At 70.2% G+C, this 16,674-nt stretch carries 18 protein-coding genes and 2 pseudogenes; 10 read left to right on the top strand and 10 right to left on the bottom strand.

Annotated features, from left to right (window positions below; translation table 11 throughout):
* Positions 1-136 precede the first annotated feature (136 nt).
* Positions 137-621 (top strand): annotated as a pseudogene (locus ACQKM2_RS20090) (IS5/IS1182 family transposase); the annotation flags it as partial.
* Here the strand turns inward: ACQKM2_RS20090 and ACQKM2_RS20085 are convergent.
* Positions 618-1,094 (bottom strand): hypothetical protein, encoded by a 477-nt coding sequence (locus ACQKM2_RS20085; protein ID WP_427711433.1) that lies wholly within the window; start codon positions 1,092-1,094, stop codon positions 618-620. The pseudogene ACQKM2_RS20090 and the gene ACQKM2_RS20085 sit on opposite strands and share 4 nt — an antisense overlap.
* A gap of 81 nt (positions 1,095-1,175) precedes the next feature.
* Complete coding sequence (locus ACQKM2_RS20080; RefSeq protein ID WP_427711431.1) at positions 1,176-1,832, bottom strand: TetR/AcrR family transcriptional regulator; 657 nt, start codon at positions 1,830-1,832, stop codon at positions 1,176-1,178.
* 103 nt (positions 1,833-1,935) lie between these two features.
* On the opposite strand from ACQKM2_RS20080, the gene ACQKM2_RS20075 reads away from it, so the two are divergent.
* The gene (locus tag ACQKM2_RS20075) at positions 1,936-2,925 is read left to right on the top strand and encodes an NAD(P)-dependent alcohol dehydrogenase (RefSeq protein ID WP_427711429.1); all 990 of its coding nucleotides are present in this window, start codon (positions 1,936-1,938) and stop codon (positions 2,923-2,925) included.
* Positions 2,926-3,163: 238 nt separating this feature from the next.
* A complete protein-coding gene (locus tag ACQKM2_RS20070) occupies positions 3,164-3,367 on the top strand; it encodes an EF-hand domain-containing protein (protein ID WP_427711427.1) in 204 nt (67 codons plus the stop codon).
* Positions 3,368-3,731: 364 nt separating this feature from the next.
* Here the strand turns inward: ACQKM2_RS20070 and ACQKM2_RS20065 are convergent, their stop codons facing one another.
* Together ACQKM2_RS20065 and ACQKM2_RS20060 are read right to left on the bottom strand one after the other, a co-directional pair.
* Positions 3,732-4,007, bottom strand: coding sequence for a hypothetical protein (locus tag ACQKM2_RS20065; protein WP_427711426.1), 276 nt, complete (start codon positions 4,005-4,007; stop codon positions 3,732-3,734).
* A 94-nt stretch (positions 4,008-4,101) separates the two neighbouring features.
* A complete protein-coding gene (locus ACQKM2_RS20060) occupies positions 4,102-4,419 on the bottom strand; it encodes a DUF6221 family protein (RefSeq protein WP_427711424.1) in 318 nt (105 codons plus the stop codon).
* Between the two features lie 46 nt (positions 4,420-4,465).
* On the opposite strand from ACQKM2_RS20060, the pseudogene ACQKM2_RS20055 reads away from it, so the two are divergent.
* Positions 4,466-4,750: pseudogene (locus tag ACQKM2_RS20055) on the top strand (helix-turn-helix domain-containing protein); the annotation flags it as partial.
* Here the strand turns inward: ACQKM2_RS20055 and ACQKM2_RS20050 are convergent.
* Both ACQKM2_RS20050 and ACQKM2_RS20045 read right to left on the bottom strand, forming a co-directional pair.
* Positions 4,639-5,274: a transposase family protein gene (locus ACQKM2_RS20050; protein ID WP_427711422.1), complete on the bottom strand. Its 636-nt coding sequence runs from the start codon at positions 5,272-5,274 to the stop codon at positions 4,639-4,641. The pseudogene ACQKM2_RS20055 and the gene ACQKM2_RS20050 sit on opposite strands and share 112 nt — an antisense overlap.
* A gap of 305 nt (positions 5,275-5,579) precedes the next feature.
* On the bottom strand, positions 5,580-6,584 hold the full coding sequence (locus ACQKM2_RS20045) for a helix-turn-helix transcriptional regulator (RefSeq protein WP_427711420.1): 1,005 nt from the start codon (positions 6,582-6,584) through the stop codon (positions 5,580-5,582).
* Positions 6,585-6,682: 98 nt separating this feature from the next.
* Here ACQKM2_RS20045 and ACQKM2_RS20040 point away from each other — a divergent pair, with 98 nt between their 5' ends.
* Positions 6,683-7,924 carry an FAD-dependent oxidoreductase gene (locus tag ACQKM2_RS20040; RefSeq protein ID WP_427711418.1) on the top strand — a complete coding sequence of 414 codons (1,242 nt, stop codon included), beginning with the start codon at positions 6,683-6,685 and terminating at the stop codon, positions 7,922-7,924.
* 300 nt (positions 7,925-8,224) lie between these two features.
* Here the strand turns inward: ACQKM2_RS20040 and ACQKM2_RS20035 are convergent, their stop codons facing one another.
* Both ACQKM2_RS20035 and ACQKM2_RS20030 read right to left on the bottom strand, forming a co-directional pair.
* Positions 8,225-8,638: an Imm10 family immunity protein gene (locus ACQKM2_RS20035; RefSeq protein WP_427711416.1), complete on the bottom strand. Its 414-nt coding sequence runs from the start codon at positions 8,636-8,638 to the stop codon at positions 8,225-8,227.
* A gap of 186 nt (positions 8,639-8,824) precedes the next feature.
* Positions 8,825-9,808, bottom strand: a complete 984-nt coding sequence (locus tag ACQKM2_RS20030; RefSeq protein WP_427711414.1) for a DUF4344 domain-containing metallopeptidase — start codon at positions 9,806-9,808, stop codon at positions 8,825-8,827.
* A 1,213-nt stretch (positions 9,809-11,021) separates the two neighbouring features.
* On the opposite strand from ACQKM2_RS20030, the gene ACQKM2_RS20025 reads away from it, so the two are divergent.
* The 3 genes from ACQKM2_RS20025 (at position 11,022) to ACQKM2_RS20015 (ending at position 12,914) form a co-directional block, all read left to right on the top strand.
* Positions 11,022-11,678 carry a CatB-related O-acetyltransferase gene (locus ACQKM2_RS20025; protein WP_427711412.1) on the top strand — a complete coding sequence of 219 codons (657 nt, stop codon included), beginning with the start codon at positions 11,022-11,024 and terminating at the stop codon, positions 11,676-11,678.
* 511 nt (positions 11,679-12,189) lie between these two features.
* Entirely contained in the window at positions 12,190-12,447 is a 258-nt protein-coding gene (locus tag ACQKM2_RS20020; protein ID WP_427711410.1) for a ribosomal protein L7/L12, read from the top strand.
* Positions 12,448-12,689: 242 nt separating this feature from the next.
* A complete protein-coding gene (locus ACQKM2_RS20015; RefSeq protein WP_427711408.1) occupies positions 12,690-12,914 on the top strand; it encodes a hypothetical protein in 225 nt (74 codons plus the stop codon).
* A 167-nt stretch (positions 12,915-13,081) separates the two neighbouring features.
* Here ACQKM2_RS20015 and ACQKM2_RS20010 read toward each other — a convergent pair whose 3' ends face one another.
* The gene (locus ACQKM2_RS20010) at positions 13,082-14,281 is read right to left on the bottom strand and encodes a trans-sulfuration enzyme family protein (protein ID WP_427711407.1); all 1,200 of its coding nucleotides are present in this window, start codon (positions 14,279-14,281) and stop codon (positions 13,082-13,084) included.
* A 119-nt stretch (positions 14,282-14,400) separates the two neighbouring features.
* Positions 14,401-14,553, bottom strand: coding sequence for a hypothetical protein (locus ACQKM2_RS20005; RefSeq protein ID WP_427711405.1), 153 nt, complete (start codon positions 14,551-14,553; stop codon positions 14,401-14,403).
* Between the two features lie 137 nt (positions 14,554-14,690).
* On the opposite strand from ACQKM2_RS20005, the gene ACQKM2_RS20000 reads away from it, so the two are divergent.
* Positions 14,691-14,825 (top strand): hypothetical protein, encoded by a 135-nt coding sequence (locus tag ACQKM2_RS20000; RefSeq protein ID WP_427711403.1) that lies wholly within the window; start codon positions 14,691-14,693, stop codon positions 14,823-14,825.
* A 329-nt stretch (positions 14,826-15,154) separates the two neighbouring features.
* Positions 15,155-15,898 (top strand): AraC family transcriptional regulator, encoded by a 744-nt coding sequence (locus ACQKM2_RS19995; RefSeq protein ID WP_427711401.1) that lies wholly within the window; start codon positions 15,155-15,157, stop codon positions 15,896-15,898.
* Positions 15,899-16,674: the final 776 nt, after the last annotated feature.

Here is a 16,674-nt window from a genome sequence, read left to right as displayed (position 1 = left end):
GCGGACGCGGGCGGGTCGGCGGAGCCGCTGGAGCCGGTTGCAGTGGGCGACGGAAGGCAGCGGGCGTTTGTCGGACGGCAGACGGGTCCGAACGGCAGCGGGCAGCGGAGCGATGCCGAGCGGACTACACGCGTTTCGCAGGTGGGCGGCGGACGGGACCTCCGAGGGGATGCTCCGGGCCGCGCAGGCGAAGGCGGACGCGGCAGGCGACATCGACAGGCCGGTGTCGGTCGACTCCAGCATCGTCCGCGCCCACCAGCATGCGGCCGGGGCCCGAAAAGGGGCCTCCTGAGCCCGTCCCTCGGCCGGTCCCGGGGCGGGCCGACCAGCAAGATTCACCTGGCTCGCGACGTCTCGGGCCGACCGCTTGCCTTCGTGCCCCGGATCGGTCCGGGCCGGCACCGGGTGAGGCCCGACCACGTCATCGGCGACAAGGGCTACAGCTCGAAGGCCATCCGTGTCTGGCTACGGCGCCGGGGCATCACGCACACCATCCCGGAGCGGCCCGGCCAGGTCCGCAACCGGGCCACCGGGTACGACAAGACGGCACGGGCCTGCCGAGCACCCGTCACCCCCGCGTCACTCCTGATGTGGGCGCGACACTTCGGCGACAACTCCTAGCCCTCGGCGTCGGCCTCCTCGTCCTCGCCGAAGAAGTAGGAGGCCGGTGCGACGGACACCATCGTGGCGACGCGCCGCTCGTCGTCCTCGTCTGCCGTCGGGTCGATGTCGATCGCCGACAGCGACGGGGAGGAGCACACGGCGAAGCCGGCGTGGAATTCGTGGCCGATGTCGGACGGCTCGCTGGTGTATCCGAGTGCGTGCAGGTCCGCTACGACGTCGTCGAGGAACCGGCAGGTCAGCTGCACGCCGGCGAAGTGGACCGGGACGAGCTCGGTCCGGCTGGCGTAGCTGAGCTCGACCACCCCCACCGTTTCGTCCCCGCCGTACGTGACGACGAGCCATGGCTCGGTGTCGTAGACGGCGCGCTCGCCGCCCGGCCCGTGCATGGCCGGCCCGACCCGCTCCTCGACCTGCGAACGAAGGTCTCCGACCTTCACGAGGTCAACGCCGTGAGAGGGAATGATCTGCATGCATTGCATGGTGCCAGAGCGGTACGACAACGGACGTTCCCGGCCGTACGGGGCGGGGCGCCGGTGGGGCCCGCGTGCGGCTCAGGGCCCGGTGGCCCCGGCGAGGCGGGCCGCGAGGGTGTCCAGGATCAGTTCGAGGCCGTACTCGAACTCCGACCCGTACGCGTAGCCGGGCTGGAGCACATGGTGGGCCGCGAACTCGGCCAGGTGCGGGTAGGCCCCGACCGGGAAGGCCGCGAGGAAGTCGCCGACGGCGATCTCCACGTCCTGCGGGGCGAAGGGCAGGGCCGCCTCGGTCAGGGCGAAGCCGTACACGTAGCTGTCCAGGAGCGAGTAGGCGTGCCCCGCGAGCGCGTAGGGGAAGCCCGCGCGGCTGAGGATCCCCAGGACGGCGTCGTGGTGGTGCAGGGTGGCCGGGCCGGGGTGGGCGCGCGACTCCATGAGTGCGATGGCCCAGGAGTGCCGTCCGAGGACCGTCCGGGCGCTGTGCGCGCGGTGGCGCAGGGCCGCGCGCCAGTCCGGTTCGTCGAGGGGGAGCTCGATGTCGGCGAAGACGGCGTCGACGATGCCGTCGAGGATCGCCTCTTTGTGGGGCACGTGGTGGTACAGGGACATCGGTTTCACCCCGAGCCGCTCCGCCACCGCCCTCATGGTGACGGCGGCGACCCCTCCCTCGTCGGCGAGGTCCACGGCGGCCCGAAGGACGCGGTCGCGGCTGAGGGGTACGTGCTCGGGCACCTCTGTCTCCGTTCTGCTCCGTACTGGGTTGACCGGACGGTCCAGGGTACCGTACTAAGTAAGTCGTACTAAGTACGGCAGTGGGCCGGGCGAGTAGGACGGGATGACGCAGATGGACAGCTCGACGATGAAGGCGGTCGTTCAGACCGGGTACGGGACTCCCGAGGTGCTGCGCCTCGCGGAGGTGGCACGGCCGACCCCCGGTGCCGGGCAGGTGCTCCTGCGGGTCCGGGCGGCCGGCGTCGACCGGGGCACCTGGCACCTGATGGCCGGCTACCCCTACGCGGTGCGCGCGGCCCTGGGGCTGAGACGGCCCCGCAATCCGCTGACCGGGCTGGACGTGGCGGGCACGGTGGCCGCGCTCGGCCCCGGGGTGACGGGGTTCGCCGTGGGCGACGAGGTGTTCGGAACCGCCCGCGGGGCGTTCGCCGAGTACGTGGTGGCGCGCGCCGACCGGCTGGCGCCCAAGCCCGAGCGGCTGGGGTACCCGGAGGCGGGCGCGCTCGCGGTGTCCGGCCTCACCGCGCTCCAGGCGCTGCGCGGCGCCGGGCGGGTCCGGGCCGGCCGGCGGGTGCTGGTCACCGGGGCGTCGGGCGGTGTGGGCACGTACGTCGTGCAGCTGGCCAAGGCCTTCGGGGCCGAGGTCACCGGAGTGTGCGGGCCGACCAAGGCGGACCTGGTGCGCTCGCTGGGCGCGGACCGCGTGCTCGACTACACGCGCGAGGACGTCACCGCCGGTGGCGTCGGCTACGACGTGGTGGTGGACATCGCGGGCGGTACTCCGCTCGCTCGGCTGCGCCGGGTACTGGCGCCGCGCGGCACGCTCGTCATCGTGGGCGGCGAGGACTGCGGCGACTGGGTGGGCATGGGCCGCCAGTTCCACGCGGTCGTGCGCTCGCCCTTCACCCGGCAGCGGCTGACGATGCTGGCCAGCCGCCAGAACCGCGCGGACCTGGACGAACTGGCCTCCCTCGTCGACGCGGGCCGGGTCGGCCCCGCGGTGTCCGCGACCTTCCCGCTCGACCAGGTCCCGCAGGCGTTGGAGATGCTGATGGCGGGCGCTGCCCGGGGCAAGATCGTCATCACGGTCTGACGGCTCTGGTGGGGGCGGTGAGGCCCCGGTTCCGCTTCGGGGGTCGGGGAGGTGGGAGGGGTCCTCACGGCTTGCCCGGTACGCCGCGCAGTGCATGAGCGGCAGCCGAACGCCGCGGGACGTACGACGCGTGGGTGCGGCGGCGGGACCATCGCCCGGCTGTCAGCGTGAGTTGACGGTGTGACAGGGTGGTGGGCCATGTGGGCCTTCGGGCCTGTGAACGCGAGAGAGGTATGTCATGAACGAGGCCGAGCTCAGGGCGCTGTTCGCCGAGATCGACACGGACGGCGACGGGCAGATCAGCATCGTCGAACTGGCGGAGGGGTTCAAGGCCGAGGGTGCCCAGGGACACCTCGCTGAAGAGGTCAAGAAGGCCATGGCGGCTGATGTGAACCACGACGGGGTCCTCGATTTCGAAGAGTTCCGCACCCTGCTGAAGTAGCGGCAGACCTGACAGCCCGGGGCAACCCCCTCGGAGTCCGGGCAAGCCCAAGGGGACCCTGGGCTGCTGGGGGTCGGTGACGGATGACCGGTCATCGGCGCGGTGGGAGGTGCGCGGACCGGTCGCGGGGCTGAGGTGCTGTTTGACTGATCGTGGGTGCTGGATTGGTCGCGCTCGGCCGTGGTGACCGGTCGTGGGGCTGGCTGGGCAAGCCCTTCGTGGCGTGGGCTTGCCCGGTGTCCGGGTCGCAGGATGGGACGCCGTCCAAGGTCGTGGCATCACCGTCTGGGCCGCGGCGGTCTGGCTGTTCGGGCCGGGCTGATGGCGATTCCTGGAAACGGCTGTGGCGGATATTTCGTGATGGTCACCGGTCGCGTGCCACCAGTCGCAGCTCTCCATAGGGCATGAAGTCGAGCGCAACCGCGTCGAGGGTGCTCCCGAGTGGTGGGAAGTCCTCGGGCAGGGGGTGCTCTGGGCTGCTGGTGAGGTTTACGAAGTCGATGAAGGCCGGGGTATCGGAGGCGGGGTGGACTACGTCGACTTCGACGCCGAAGCGTCCGCGGTGGCCGGTCACTCGACAGCGAACTGCTTGCTTCGGACGGAGACCGCTTCGGTTCCAGAGCTCGTCAATTCCTGTCATGGCTGGTCAGCCTAAGGGCTGTCCCGTGAGTGATCTTCAGGAAGCGGGGCTCGGTTCAGGCTCGTCGGACGCTCTGCCTGCCGGCTGCGCTGCCTCACGCCCGGGTAGGGAAGTCAGGATGGTCCGTGTAGGGCGAGGCAAGGTCACGCAAGTCGTGGCACGGCCAGGGATCGCGGGCGTGACGTGCCAGGATGCGCCGCTTGGCTTCGACCTCACGCAGAACGCGGGCCGGGTCGTGAAGAGCCACATGCAGAGCAATCGTGGGGTGGAACCCGGGGAGGTCAACCTGGCAGAAGTCGACCGTGTGTCCTTGGGCAGACCACTCTCCGCACCCGTCACCGTCGCAGCGCCGGGCCAAGTCGGCCTCCTCATCCAGCCGCGCCTCAAGGAACCTCACCAGTTCTTCAGTCATACGCGCATTCTCGGCCTTGTGCCGGACGTCATGGAACGATCATGCGGTGGCTGGTGTGATCACGGCGTTGGAGCCGTCATGGATAGCCCCGTTCACCGGGCTGAGCCCGCGGCAGTTCGGGAAGCTGGTGACGGTTCTGCGACGCGGGGGTGCGGACGCGGTCCGCAAAGGCCGGCCGTGGAGCCTCCCGCTGGAGGATCGAGCCTTGCTGGTCGCGACCTACTGGCGGACGAACCTCACGATGCGCCAGCTCGCCCCGCTGTTCGGGGTATCGAAGTCCACGGCGGACCGGATCATCGACCACCTCGGGCCAATGCTCGCGCTGGTGCCGTAGGTCGCGCCCCTGCGGAACGCGAACTCGTCGATCCCCAGCACCCTGACCTGGGCGGACGCTGGGTCCGGGAGTCGCCGAAGTTCACCGAGGATCACGTCCCGGCTCGTCCGGACCGGCAGGTAGCCGGCGCGCCGGGCACCGGCCCGGCCGTCGACGGCCGGGCCGATCGCCTGCACCATCCGGGCCAGGGCCGTCGTCCGGCGCCGGTACCGCGCGGTCAGGCTTGGCACCCGTTCCGCCATGGTCCGGCGGGAGCACAGGCCGTTGTCGCAGAAGAACCGGCGGACCCGCAGACGCAGCAGCACCCGCCGACCGCCCAGCGGACGGTCGGCCAGGCGCCTCATGTACGTGCTGCGCACGCGTAAGGCGGCCACACCGCAAGATGGGCATGCCACCGTCGGCTGCCGAGCATGCAGATCAACCCGTACCGCGTCCCCAACGACGCCCACCGCGTCGATGACCAGCCCCTCAACGTCCGGCCACCCCAGATCCCAGAACTGTTCGTCCCCCACGAACACCATGCTGATGAAGGGACATTGCCGGGCACGGCAGATGTCTGGAACTGGCCTTCACGAAATATCCGCCACAGCCGATTCCTCATCAGTGCCGCGAGGGCGAGGCTTCTTGGCGTCCTTCACCGTGCTGAATGTGGCAGGCGTGCCGGTACTGGCCGACCCGTGCGCCGAGTGGGCCGGACCTCGCCGCCCGCCGCCCGCTTGAGCGCGGCTTCGGACACGCCGGTACAGGTGGCCAGTACGGCGTAGCCCTTGCTCGACTTCGCACGCTGTTCGGCTTGTTCGGCCGAGCCCCGATCCGCAACCGCCGGCTACGCCCTTCCCTCGGCCTCCGCGACAACGGTCAATCGGTCGGCCAGTCGGCGGCATGCCTGTGCGAGTTCGGGCGGGTGGAGGTCGGTGAGTTCGGTGTCGAAGGTGGCCAGTATCCCGGCGATGCCGGCCCAGGACCAGGCGCCGAGGGTGAGGCGGCTGTGCTCGGCGTCGAGGTCTTCGACTACCGAGCCGCTGGGTGCCCAGCGGGCGACGACGCCGGCCGGCAGGTTGAGTCGGGCACTGCCGGTGCACTCCCAGGCGGCGGGGGCATCGCCGCGGTCGTGACTGCTCATGACGAAGTGAGCGAGATCGTCGTGGGGAAGCCGGCGAGGAGGGAAGTGGTGTGTCGTGGGACGGGGGCGGAGCCGGTCGACACGGTGCACTCGCCACTGGTGGTCTCCGAGGTCGTAGGCGACCAGGTACCACCGCCCGGCCCAGACCACCAGATGGTGGGGCTCGATGCGGCGGGCGGGCACGAAGTCGTCGTCGCCGGATTCGGCGCGGGATCCGTCGGCGCGCAGCGTCTCGGTCACCAGTGCGTGGCGGTGGCGCACCGCGGCCCCCACGGCGGTGAGCACGGCCGAGTCGATGGGGGGCGTCGGGAACTCCCAGTAGTTCCGCAGTTTGGTCAGGCGCAGGGATTTCATCGATTCCCGCAGCGCAGCGGGCATGGCCTGTTCCAGGGTGACCAGTGCCCGCGCCGCGTCGTCACTCAGGCCGAACACCGTTCCTGGCGCGGTTTGCAGGGCCACCGCGACCGCCAGCGCCTGATCGTGGTCGAACACCAACGGAGGGAGGGTGTGCCCTGCGCCGAGCTGGTAGCCGCCGTCGGGCCCGTGGACGGTGGTGATCGGATATCCGAGCCCGCGCAGGGTCTCGATGTCACGGCGGACGGTGCGCTCACTGGCCGCGAGCGCGGTGGCGAGTTCGCGCAGCGGCCACAGGCGGCGCGATCCGAACAGGGACAGTAACCGCAAGGCCCGTCGTGAAGTGCTCGCCATCGTCCCATCATGCCCGGTAGTGGCCACTCGGTGTCCACTACCGGTGCCACGGTTGCGTTCATGCCCAGGTGGGCAGCGGCTGAAGGGAACGGTCAGGTATGCGTGTTGTCGTGGTAGGTGGCGGGATCGGCGGACTCGCGCTGGGGGCGGGGTTGCGCCGCAGGGGGTTCGAGGTGGCGGTGTTCGACCGCGACACCGACGTAGCGGCGACAGGGGGCTACCACATCACCCTGGACGACCGGGCCCAGTCGGCGCTGCGGGAGCTGGTGGCGCCGGAGACCATGCGGCGACTGCTGGCGTCGGCCTCGGCGCTGCGGCTGCGCGACCGCGATGCGTTCTGGGACCGTCGCGGCCGACTCCTCGGCCGCGGGCCGGACCTCAGTGCCGATTCCGGCATCGATGTCGATCGCATCACTCTGCGCACGCTGCTGGCCGAGGAGGTCGGCGACGACCTGCATCTGGGGCGGACGGTGTCCGACGTGGGCCAGGGTGACGACGGCGCACCACTCGTACGGTTCGCCGACGCCGCACCTGTCTCGGCGGATCTGGTGGTGGGCGCGGACGGCACCCACTCCCTGGTCGCCCGACGCCTGGCGGGAGGCCGGACCAACAGCCCGGCCGGCATCATCGGGTTCTCCGGCCGTACCCTCCGCGCCGACCTCAGTTCCGGTGAGCAGCAACGGCTCGGACTACGATCAGGGCTGGCGATCGGCCCGCGGGGGGCAGCGCTGTACGTCGGCTTCCTCGACCCTGTCGGCAACGCGGTACTCGACGCCCCCGAACTGCGGATGTCCGTCACCACCGGCCCCACCTACATCTGGGGCGCGATGTTCCCCGAATCCGACGCGACCGACTCCCTGCGCGAACTGCGCGACGGCGAGTTGCAGGCCGCGCTGCCGGGACGGTTCCGGCAGCAGGGCTGGGCCGGGCACACGCTGGAAGTCATCGCCCGCGCCGACCCCCACAGCGTGGCCGCGTACCGCTTCAATGCCGCCTCGACCCGTGCCACCGACCTCGCGCCATGGCCTGCGGGCCGTATCACCGCGCTCGGCGACGCCGTCCACGCGACACCGCCCACGGCCGGAATGGGGGCCGGCGCGGCCATACGCGATGCTGCCGCCCTGCTTCAGCAACTGAGCCGCGTCACTGACGGCGATACGACGACGGCCGAGGCCGTGAAACGATTCGAGGCGGGCATGCGCCGGCGCGGCGGCGAGGTCCTCACCCTTGCCATGAGAACGGTCCGTTTGATCCTGGCCACCGACACCGCACTCGGCGCCGCCGCCACCACCGTGACCACCCCGATCCTGGCCGCTGCCGCCCGGCTGCATCGTCGATGACCAATATTGGCGTCAGCCGCGTGGCTCGGTCTTCGGATCCGTCGTCATCGTCTGGCTCCACCGTGTCCGGGTCATGCAGAGTCCGCAGCCCCTCAAGCGGGACGGACGCCCTGTCCGGCGCGACTCCCGGACCGCGAGACGTAGGCGGCGCAGACGGTGACGGGGCCGCGGCCGTGCGCCGTTCCCGGGCGGTCTGGGTGAGGAGGCCGAGGGTGGGCAGCAGAACCAGGACCCGCCCGCACCGGGCTTGCAGGTGTTCGTTGGGCCTGCTCATGGCCGGGTCATGGTCTGGTGCGTGGCTCAGACTGCCAGGCGGGTGGGTACGGCGTCCGCGCGTCCGTAGGCGAGTACTCGGGCGAGGACTTCGCGGAACAGGGTGATGTCATCGGTGGGTGCTTCGATGACGGCTTCGATCTCGCTGTCGCTCAACCGCAGGTCTTCCAGTGCTTCGGGGTTGAGCGAGACGCGGAGGACGTTGCCCGTGAGAACGGCTTCGCGTACACAGCCGTATGCGGTCCCCTGTCCGGCGGTGACCAGGCAGTGTGTGTCCATCCCCCCCCCGGCGATCTCATGATGGTCTGGATCTTCCTCTCCCGCCATGAACATCAAGATGAAGCCGCTTCCGTCCTCCTCCTCGGCGAGAGCGGCTTCGGTGAAGTAGCCGTCAGGATCGATTTCTGTTCTGGCGGCGCGGGCGGTGAATCGGTACGTCATGACGGGGTTCTATCAGCGCGCCTGGCTGAGGTAGGAGGGAGGGGCTGGCGTCAGCTCACCTCCAAAGGGCAGGGTCGGCATCGGGTTGGCTCGTGGGCAGCGTCTTTGCGGTGCGTGTGGTGTGGGGCCGTTGCTGGGGGTCAGGCGTGGCGGTGGGAGTGACGGTTGCCGAGCCGGGCCTACGGCCTACCCACCCTTGCGCAGTTCGTCGATCCGCTCCGACAGCGCCCGGATCTCCGCGGTCAACCGCGCCCGCGCCTTCCTCTGCTCCTCGTCCCCCCGCGTCTTGAACGCCGCCCTGAAGTGCGGCTGCAGCTGGGTCCACCACCCGGAGTCCAGCATCGCCCACGCCTGTGGGCAGAAGGGGGCGCGGGTCTTCGGAAGGTATCCGTCGTCGACCAGCGATTGCTGGTACCCCTTCGGGTCGCTGCCCTCCAGGTAGCACAGGAAGTTGAAGACCCGCTGCTGGGTGACGGGGTGGTCGCTGGCCAGGTTCTCCAGGGTCAGCCGGCCCTCCTTGCGGGCGATCTCGTCGAAGAGCATCGCGGCGGCGAGCGACGGGCCCGGCCCGACCTCGTTGACGGTGTAGAAGGACGCGAAGCCGTCGGCCGCGTCCTCTTCGAGGCCGAGGTTGGCCAGGAGGAGCTGACGTTGCAGGGCATGGCCCAGCTCATGGCCGAAGACGAACTCGGTCGACAGCACGGTCAGGTCGTCGGTGTTGAACGAGGACGCGGGCAGCGGTGAGGGCCGCTCGACGGTCTTCACGATATCGGCGAAGGCCGCCTCCACCTCGGCCAGGAACGACGGCGGGATGAAGATGGTCCTGCCGTCCGGCTGAGTGACAGCATCGGTGACGCCGGGCGGCACCTCGGCGGTCACCTTGACGACCAGGTCGTGCGGAAGCACCAGCGCCCCGTTCACCCAGTCGGCCGCCCGCTCCAGGACCCGGGACTTCCGGATCAGCGTCACGACCCGCCGGTCCTCCGGCCCGGCCGTCCGCTCCTCGTAGACCACCGTGACCCTGCCGCCCCCCGACACCTGCGGCCGGGGTCCGGCCCCGGCCTCCCGCACCTCCCCACCACACCCGGTCACGGCGACCAGCGCCACCACCCCTGCCAGCACCAGGCCGCACCGCGCCCGGTTCGTCGCGCACCAGGCGGTCTCCACCATCCACAGCCTCCCGTCGCACGTTCCCGCCCCATCTTGCGGCCACCCGCGAACGGAAGCCCGCGCAGACGTCCGTACGGGCGACGGTCCCACCCTCGCCCCCACTCTTGCCCAACCTATCGACATTCAATAGATCCACATCGTAATTCGATGGAAGGGCAGCTGGTGGGGCGGCTGACCGTGGGAGCTGCGAATCTGCGGTTTGTTGTCACTGGGGAGCAGGGACATGTCACTGACCGCGGTGTGTCGTTTGTACGGGTGACAGGCTTGGGCGGTTGTGGTGGTGACAGGTGGCCGCGCTTTTGGCGGTGACAAGCTGTGACGATCTTGCTGGACAGCCTGGTAATGAGGTCGCCTGGTGTCAGGGGAGTGCGGATTGCGGTGTCACCACGCTGCGGATCGGGGCTTCATGAGGGGAGACCGCTGACAGACACGGTCGTACAGGCAGGCCAGGTAGGCGGGAGGCGGTATGGGCGGGAGCCGGATGCCGGACGATTGTGCTCTTGGACCGGTGGTGCCGCCGGTGTTGGCGCGTCGGCAGGCGGTGTCGCGGCTGCTGGTGCTGGTGCTGGATGCGCGGGGTGAGCTGTGTACGGACCACGCCCGCTTGGTGGCGTTCGGTGCGGGAACGCGGCGGCGGTGCACCGGGAGTTGCCGGCCGAAGCGAACGCTGCGGCGGAGCGATGTCCACCTGCGCCGGTCGCAGACGTGGCGCAACGCGTGCTGGGAGGGCGACCACAAGCACGTCCCGGTCGAGGTCGATCTGGAGGGCGAGCTGGCTTTCCCGTGGGTGACCTGGTTCATCGACTGCGCCACGAACGCGATCACGGGGGCTGCGGTCACCCCGCACCAGCCGTCCCGGGACGCGATCCTGGCTGCTGCAGAGGGTGCTTGCTGCGGCCGGACCCGACTTCACCGAGGACGAACTGGCGCAGATCAGGCGGTTGAACGATCCCGAGGCATGAGCCCGCCCCCACCGCCCCGGCCGCCGCTCACCCCTGCCCACGCTTGAGCTTGCCGCGAGAGCGCAGGTGCCGTCCTGCGGGGCGCTGTTCCGTTTGTGCCGGCAGACCGGAAGGGACGGCCGGCGGGCAGTCCGGTGTGGTGCGTCCGGTGCTACCGGGGTGAGCCGGCACGGCGGTAGATGCCCGGAGCAGCCGTCCGGCATACGCAGAATGGGACCTGCGCCAGCTGCTGCCGACCGAGAGCGACTCCCATGAACGGCCTTCCCCCGGACCCGACGGTGCTCCACCCGATTCCCGATCAGCCGCGGGTGGTCCTGCTCAAGACGCTGGTGACCTCGCCGCTGATCGAGGTCGGGGAGTACTCCTATTACGACGACCCCGACGATCCGACCGCGTTCGAGACCCGCAACGTCCTCTACCACTACGGGCCCGAGAAACTGGTCATCGGGAAGTTCTGCGCGCTGGGAACCGGGACGCGGTTCATCATGAACGGCGCGAACCACCGGATGGACGGCCCCTCGACCTTTCCCTTCCCCATCATGGGTGGTTCCTGGGCCGGGCACTTCGACCTGATCACCGGCCTGCCGGGCAGGGGCGACACCGTCGTCGGCAACGACGTCTGGTTCGGCCACAACACCATGGTCATGCCCGGGGTCCGCATCGGGCACGGCGCGATCGTCGCCTCCGGCGCCGTGGTCGTGGACGACGTCCCCGACTACGGCATCGTCGGCGGCAACCCGGCCAAACTCATCCGCACCCGCTACAACGACGACGACGTCGCCCGTCTCCTCGCCCTCGCCTGGTGGGACTGGCCCGTAGCGCACCTCACCGAACACATCCGGACCATCATGTCCGGCACCATCGACGACCTTGAGGAGATCGCCCCCGGACCTGAGCCGCTTCTCTGAGTTCGTCCGGGCGGTCACGGGCGCGCAGGTCCGGCAGGAATCGGGGCTCCGGGCACTTGTTGACGTGGACGGCCTCCAGCTGGAGGAAGGGGCGCCGCCGTGCTCGCGGCCCATGTTCCGACACCACGGCCGTTTCAGGATCCGTGAGACCAAGTGGATCGACCGGAAGCCCCTCCCGACCGAGAAGGCCTACGGACCCACTGAGTGCCCCAACCACCGCGGCTGGTGACCGCCGGCGGCACATCCCCCGGGGCCGCCTGCGGGCACGTCCGCACCTTCGCCGTCCCCGTGCACGAGTGACGCGGGACGCGGCAGGACCGTCCTCAACAGGATCGAGGACAGGTGGTCACCCGCGTCAAACTGATCAAGCGAGCAGGGTACGGCCGAGCCGAACTCGACCTGCTCCGCACCCGGATCCGGATCCTCCTCCGGATCCTCCTCCGGACATGACCGCATTGCCCCGCCGCATGCTGCAGCAGCCCATGGCGGGCTTACAGAGAGACCGGAACCGGTGAGCGAGTCCTTCTTGTTGATCTGCGACGACCAGCCGCACACCGCAGTTCTCACAGACCCCGGGCCCCGGGCCATCGAGGTCGTGAAGCTGCTCCACAGGCGGATCGGGATCAGCCTCTGGCATGGCAAGTTACTGGTCGGCCGACTGCCCGCAACCGTCCTTGAGGATGTGCCGGAAGAAGCCGCTGTCGCCATCGTGGCCGAGCCCCGCAGAGCCGGTGCCGACGCCCACGCCGAAGTGGCTCGGAGTCGGTGAGACTTGCTTGTATGACTACTCCATCTGAGACGGGCCGGTTGTTCGGGTACGCCGTGGTTGCGAACGTTCGGCGTGAGATCCCGTACGGACCGGACGGGGCGGAGGTCCGCAGCGGTACCAAACACTTCCCGGCCGGGGGCAAGGTGTGGCTGGTCGCGCCGCGTTGGGATCTCGGCTTCGGAGAAGCTCTCGCAGTGGGCCGGCACCGCGGCTCGCCTCGTCTGGCGGGGCTGGTGACTCGTGTGGTTCACCTGGAGAACTTCCGTGTCAGGGCTGTCTACAGCCCGGATCTGTCTCGGAGGCTGGAGGCAGATCCGGGCATGGGACTCTGGATCAGGAGGGAGGACGCCGAAGCGCAGGCTGTGAGCTGGGCGACCGGCAGAGACCTCTACGGTGTCGCCGGCGCCCGCGACAGCGGGCTGCTCCTGGAGGCAGACGGCCCCGCGCCGCAACCAAGCTCCACCTGAGCCCCGACGGACGCTGCCGGCCGCTGCCCCGGTAGGAGATCCGTGATCACCCGCCGCCGCACCCCCTCGCAGTGCTGCTCACGCCCCTGACAACCGTCGGCTGCGCTCTGGGTTCTGAAGCAGTCTCGAAGGCGTGTCGGCCGTTCTCGATCTTCGCCGACGGATCGTCAACCAATGCCGGCTTCCTGAAGTTGCCCGCCGGTGCCCCCGTCACCTCGTACGGCGGCAAGTGCTGCGGCCAGGTCGTCGCAGAGGTCCTGGGGGCTTTCCAGTCCGATGTGGAAGCGGACCAGTCGGGGCGTGTTCGCCGGGGTGGCCAGGGCGCGCAGATGGTGGGGCACGGCGGGCATGACCAGACTCTCGAACCCGCCCCAGCTCGTGCCGAGACCGAACAGCGAGAGGGAATCGATGAAGTGGGTGAACGCCTCTTCGCTGCATGGAGCCAGCTCGACGGTGAACGGACCTGCCGCGCCGGAGAACTGCGATTGCCACAGCTTGTAGCCGGGGTCGGTTTCGAGGGCGGGGAAGAGGACGCGCTGGACACCGGACTGCGACTGCAGCCACCGCGCCACGGCGAACGCCGAGCGTTGGTGGCGTTCCATGCGCACGGCCAGCGTGCGCAGTCCGCGCAGCGTGAGCCAGCAGGTGTCCGGGGCGGCATGGGTGCCGTTACGGTCGCAGTACGCGCGGACGCCGGCCAGGGCGTCCAGGGTGCCGGTGGCGAGTCCGAGCAGCAGGTCGGAGTGGCCGTTGATGAACTTGGTCGCGGCGTGGATGGAGATGTCGATCCCCAGCGCGTGCGCGTCGAAGAAGACCGGGGTGCCCCAGGTCGCGTCGCAGGCGACGGGTACTCCGCGGTCGTGGGCCGCCGCGCAGATGGCGGGCACGTCCCACATCTCCATCGTCAACGACGCGGGCGTCTCGACGAACACGAGGCTTGTGTTCTCGCGCAGCAGAGGCGATACGTCGACGTCGTGGGCGAAGTACTCCACGTCGGTTCCGGACGGGATCAGCACGTCGTCGCAGAAGACCCGCGTGGGCCCGTACACGCCCGCGCCGACCAGGATGTGGTGTCCGGGTCCGGCGTGCGCGGCGAGCACGGCGGTGATCGCCGCCAGTCCGCTGCCGGTCGCGATGCACGCCTCGGTGTTCGCGATCCGGGCCATGGCGCGCTGCAGTTCGAACGTCGTCGACGTGCCGGATCTGCCGTAGCGCGGGCCGTCGAACACCAGCCCGCCCTGCGCCTGCTTGTAGGCGTCGTACGAGGCGAACACGGTCGTTGAGGTGCGCACCAGCGGAGGACTCACCGAATGCGCGGCGGTGGCCGTCTGCCGGGCTGCGTGAATCAGAAGGGTCTCGGTATTCATCAGAGCGTCCTTTGGTGGTCGATGACGGGGCAGTGGCCGAACGGGCATCGGTGCGCGCCCGGAGAACCGACGGCGGCACTCGGGCCGTCCAGGCGCCCGTGGACCAACTGGGTTGTCGGTCAGCGGTTTGCGGACTGCCGGGCGGGGGGCAGACCTCGGATGAGGAGCCGGCTCAGCAGCGGCATCACGACGAGGGGCACCAAGGCGGTCTGCAGGGACGTGGCGTCGGCGATACTGCCGATGACGGGGCCGGCCAGACCGCCGATGGCCACGGCGGTAAGCAGGTACGACCAGCGGGCGACCGTCACTCGGTCCCAGCGGGCGGCCAGGGCTCCCGGTCGGCACCGGGGTGCGGGGTCCGCCGTCCTGCTTCTGCTGCAGGGCGTGCAGCACGGGCAGACACAGCGCTGTGCCGACGAGGGCCGGCAGCACCAGCAGCGGCACCCAGCTCAGTCCTTCCGCGGCCACCACGGCGGTGACCACGAGCGGGGACAGCGCGAAGCAGGTGTTGCCGCCGCTGGAGAACCGGCTCAACGCCCGGTAGCGCCCCTGGCGGGCGAGGCGGGCGGATTCCGGATGGTAGGCGGCCACGCCGATGCCCGAGACAGCGACGAACACGAGCGTGAGCGCGTTCGAACCGCCCAGCCCGCTCAGCGCGATGCCTGCCTCGCCGAGCAGCAGCCAGGGCATCGCCCAAGGTCGGTGAGCGCACAGAACGCCGGCTGCGTCACCGAGGACAGCAGCGAGGCGGGCGCCTCGGTGGATGTCGACACAGGCGTGGCCGACGGACAACGGGGTGATTGATGTATTCCTCCGCACCCCGCCATGGTCCGGACCGGCTCGTGTGTCGCGCTTTCGATAAGCTGCCGGATGATGACGAAAGTCCGCCATGAGCCGGTCGCTCCGACCCGCACCCAACATCTGGTGTCCGGCGGTGAGATCGATGCCCACCGACACGACGACCACCAGATCGTCTACGCCGGCCGGGGCGTACTGGCTGTCACGACCAGTGAGGGCTCCTGGGTGGCCCCGGCCACCCGCGCCATCTGGGTGCCGGCCGGCGTCGTCCATGCCCACCAGGCCCACGGGGAACTCGAACTGCACCTGGTGGGACTGCCAACGACAGACAACCCCCTCGGTCTTGACGCCCCGACCGTGCTGGCCGTCGGCCCGCTGCTGCGCGAACTGATCATCGCCTACACCCGCGTCCCGGACGACGACAGTCCGGAACGGACCCGGATGCGCGCGGTCCTCCTCGACCAGCTGCGAGCCTCCCCCCAGGAGCCGTTGCACCTGCCCACACCGGCCACGCCCCTGCTGCGCGCGCTGTGCGAGATCCTGCGGGCCGACCCGGCCGACCCCCGCACCCTCGCCGAACTGGGCCGCCAGGTCGGAGCCAGTGACCGCACCCTGTCCCGGCTGTTCCGCAGCGACCTCGGCATGACCTTCCCCCAGTGGCGCACCCAGCTGCGTCTGCAGCGCGCGCTGGTCCTGCTGGCCGAGAAGGAACAGGTGACCGCGGTGGCACACCGATGCGGCTGGTCATCGGCCAGCGCGTTCATCGACGTCTTCCGGCGCACCTTCGGCCACACGCCCGGCGCCCATCCCACAGGCTGACCGCTGAGCCGGTCGGCTCGCGGACTGTTCGGCCGACATGTCGAGGAGCTGCCCGGCTACGTGGGAGCACGGCTACGCGACCGCGGCAACCTCAGTCCGACCCTGGCGATGACCACGTACCCTTCCGGCCGTTCGCGACAGGCTAGGCCGCCGGCACGAGGCCGATCACGACCTTGCCTGGCTTGCCCACGCTGTATCGAGGTTTGCCTGGCCAGCTGGCACGGCTTGTCCGTGGGGTGGTGGGGTTTGCCCTGGTCGCGGAAGTCCATCTCAGAGGGCTTGCCCGCGGTCGAGGTTTGTGGCGCTGGTGTCGGTTTGCCGGTCACCTGTCAGGGAGCGGGGCCTGGGTGTGGGCGGGCGGTGTGCTGCTGAGCGGGGGCAGGGGGCGGAGTGGGAGGCCGAGGCCGGTGAGGGGGAGGGCTGTGAAGGCGGCCGTGGTGGGGGAAGCCGCCGCCGTGAACGTGCAGGGCGTGGAGGAGCAGGGTGTCGTCTCGGCTGCGGCCGTGGAGCCGGTGCGTCAAGGGCGTGGTTGGCTCAGGGCCGGCGGCTACCCGCATGCGGGTCTGCGAGAGGGGCCTTGGCGCTCGTTGGCGGGCAGTCGGTCACCGCCCGGGACGGGGTGTAGGGCCCACACGCTGCCGAACTCGCGGACGTCCCCGAACGGTTCTGCCTCCCGGCCCAGCCCGGCTCGGCCCGGCTCGGCCCAGCCCAGGCCAGCGCAGCGCAGGCCAGGCCGGCCCAAGGCCAGTCCAGTCCAGGCTGGCCTGGCCCGGCCT

It is taken from the genome of Streptomyces sp. NPDC004126, assembly GCF_050275515.1.
GTDB lineage: Bacteria > Actinomycetota > Actinomycetes > Streptomycetales > Streptomycetaceae > Streptomyces.
The sequence above is the reverse complement of the archived record's forward strand: the minus strand, read 5'-3'. Positions and strand labels throughout refer to the sequence as shown.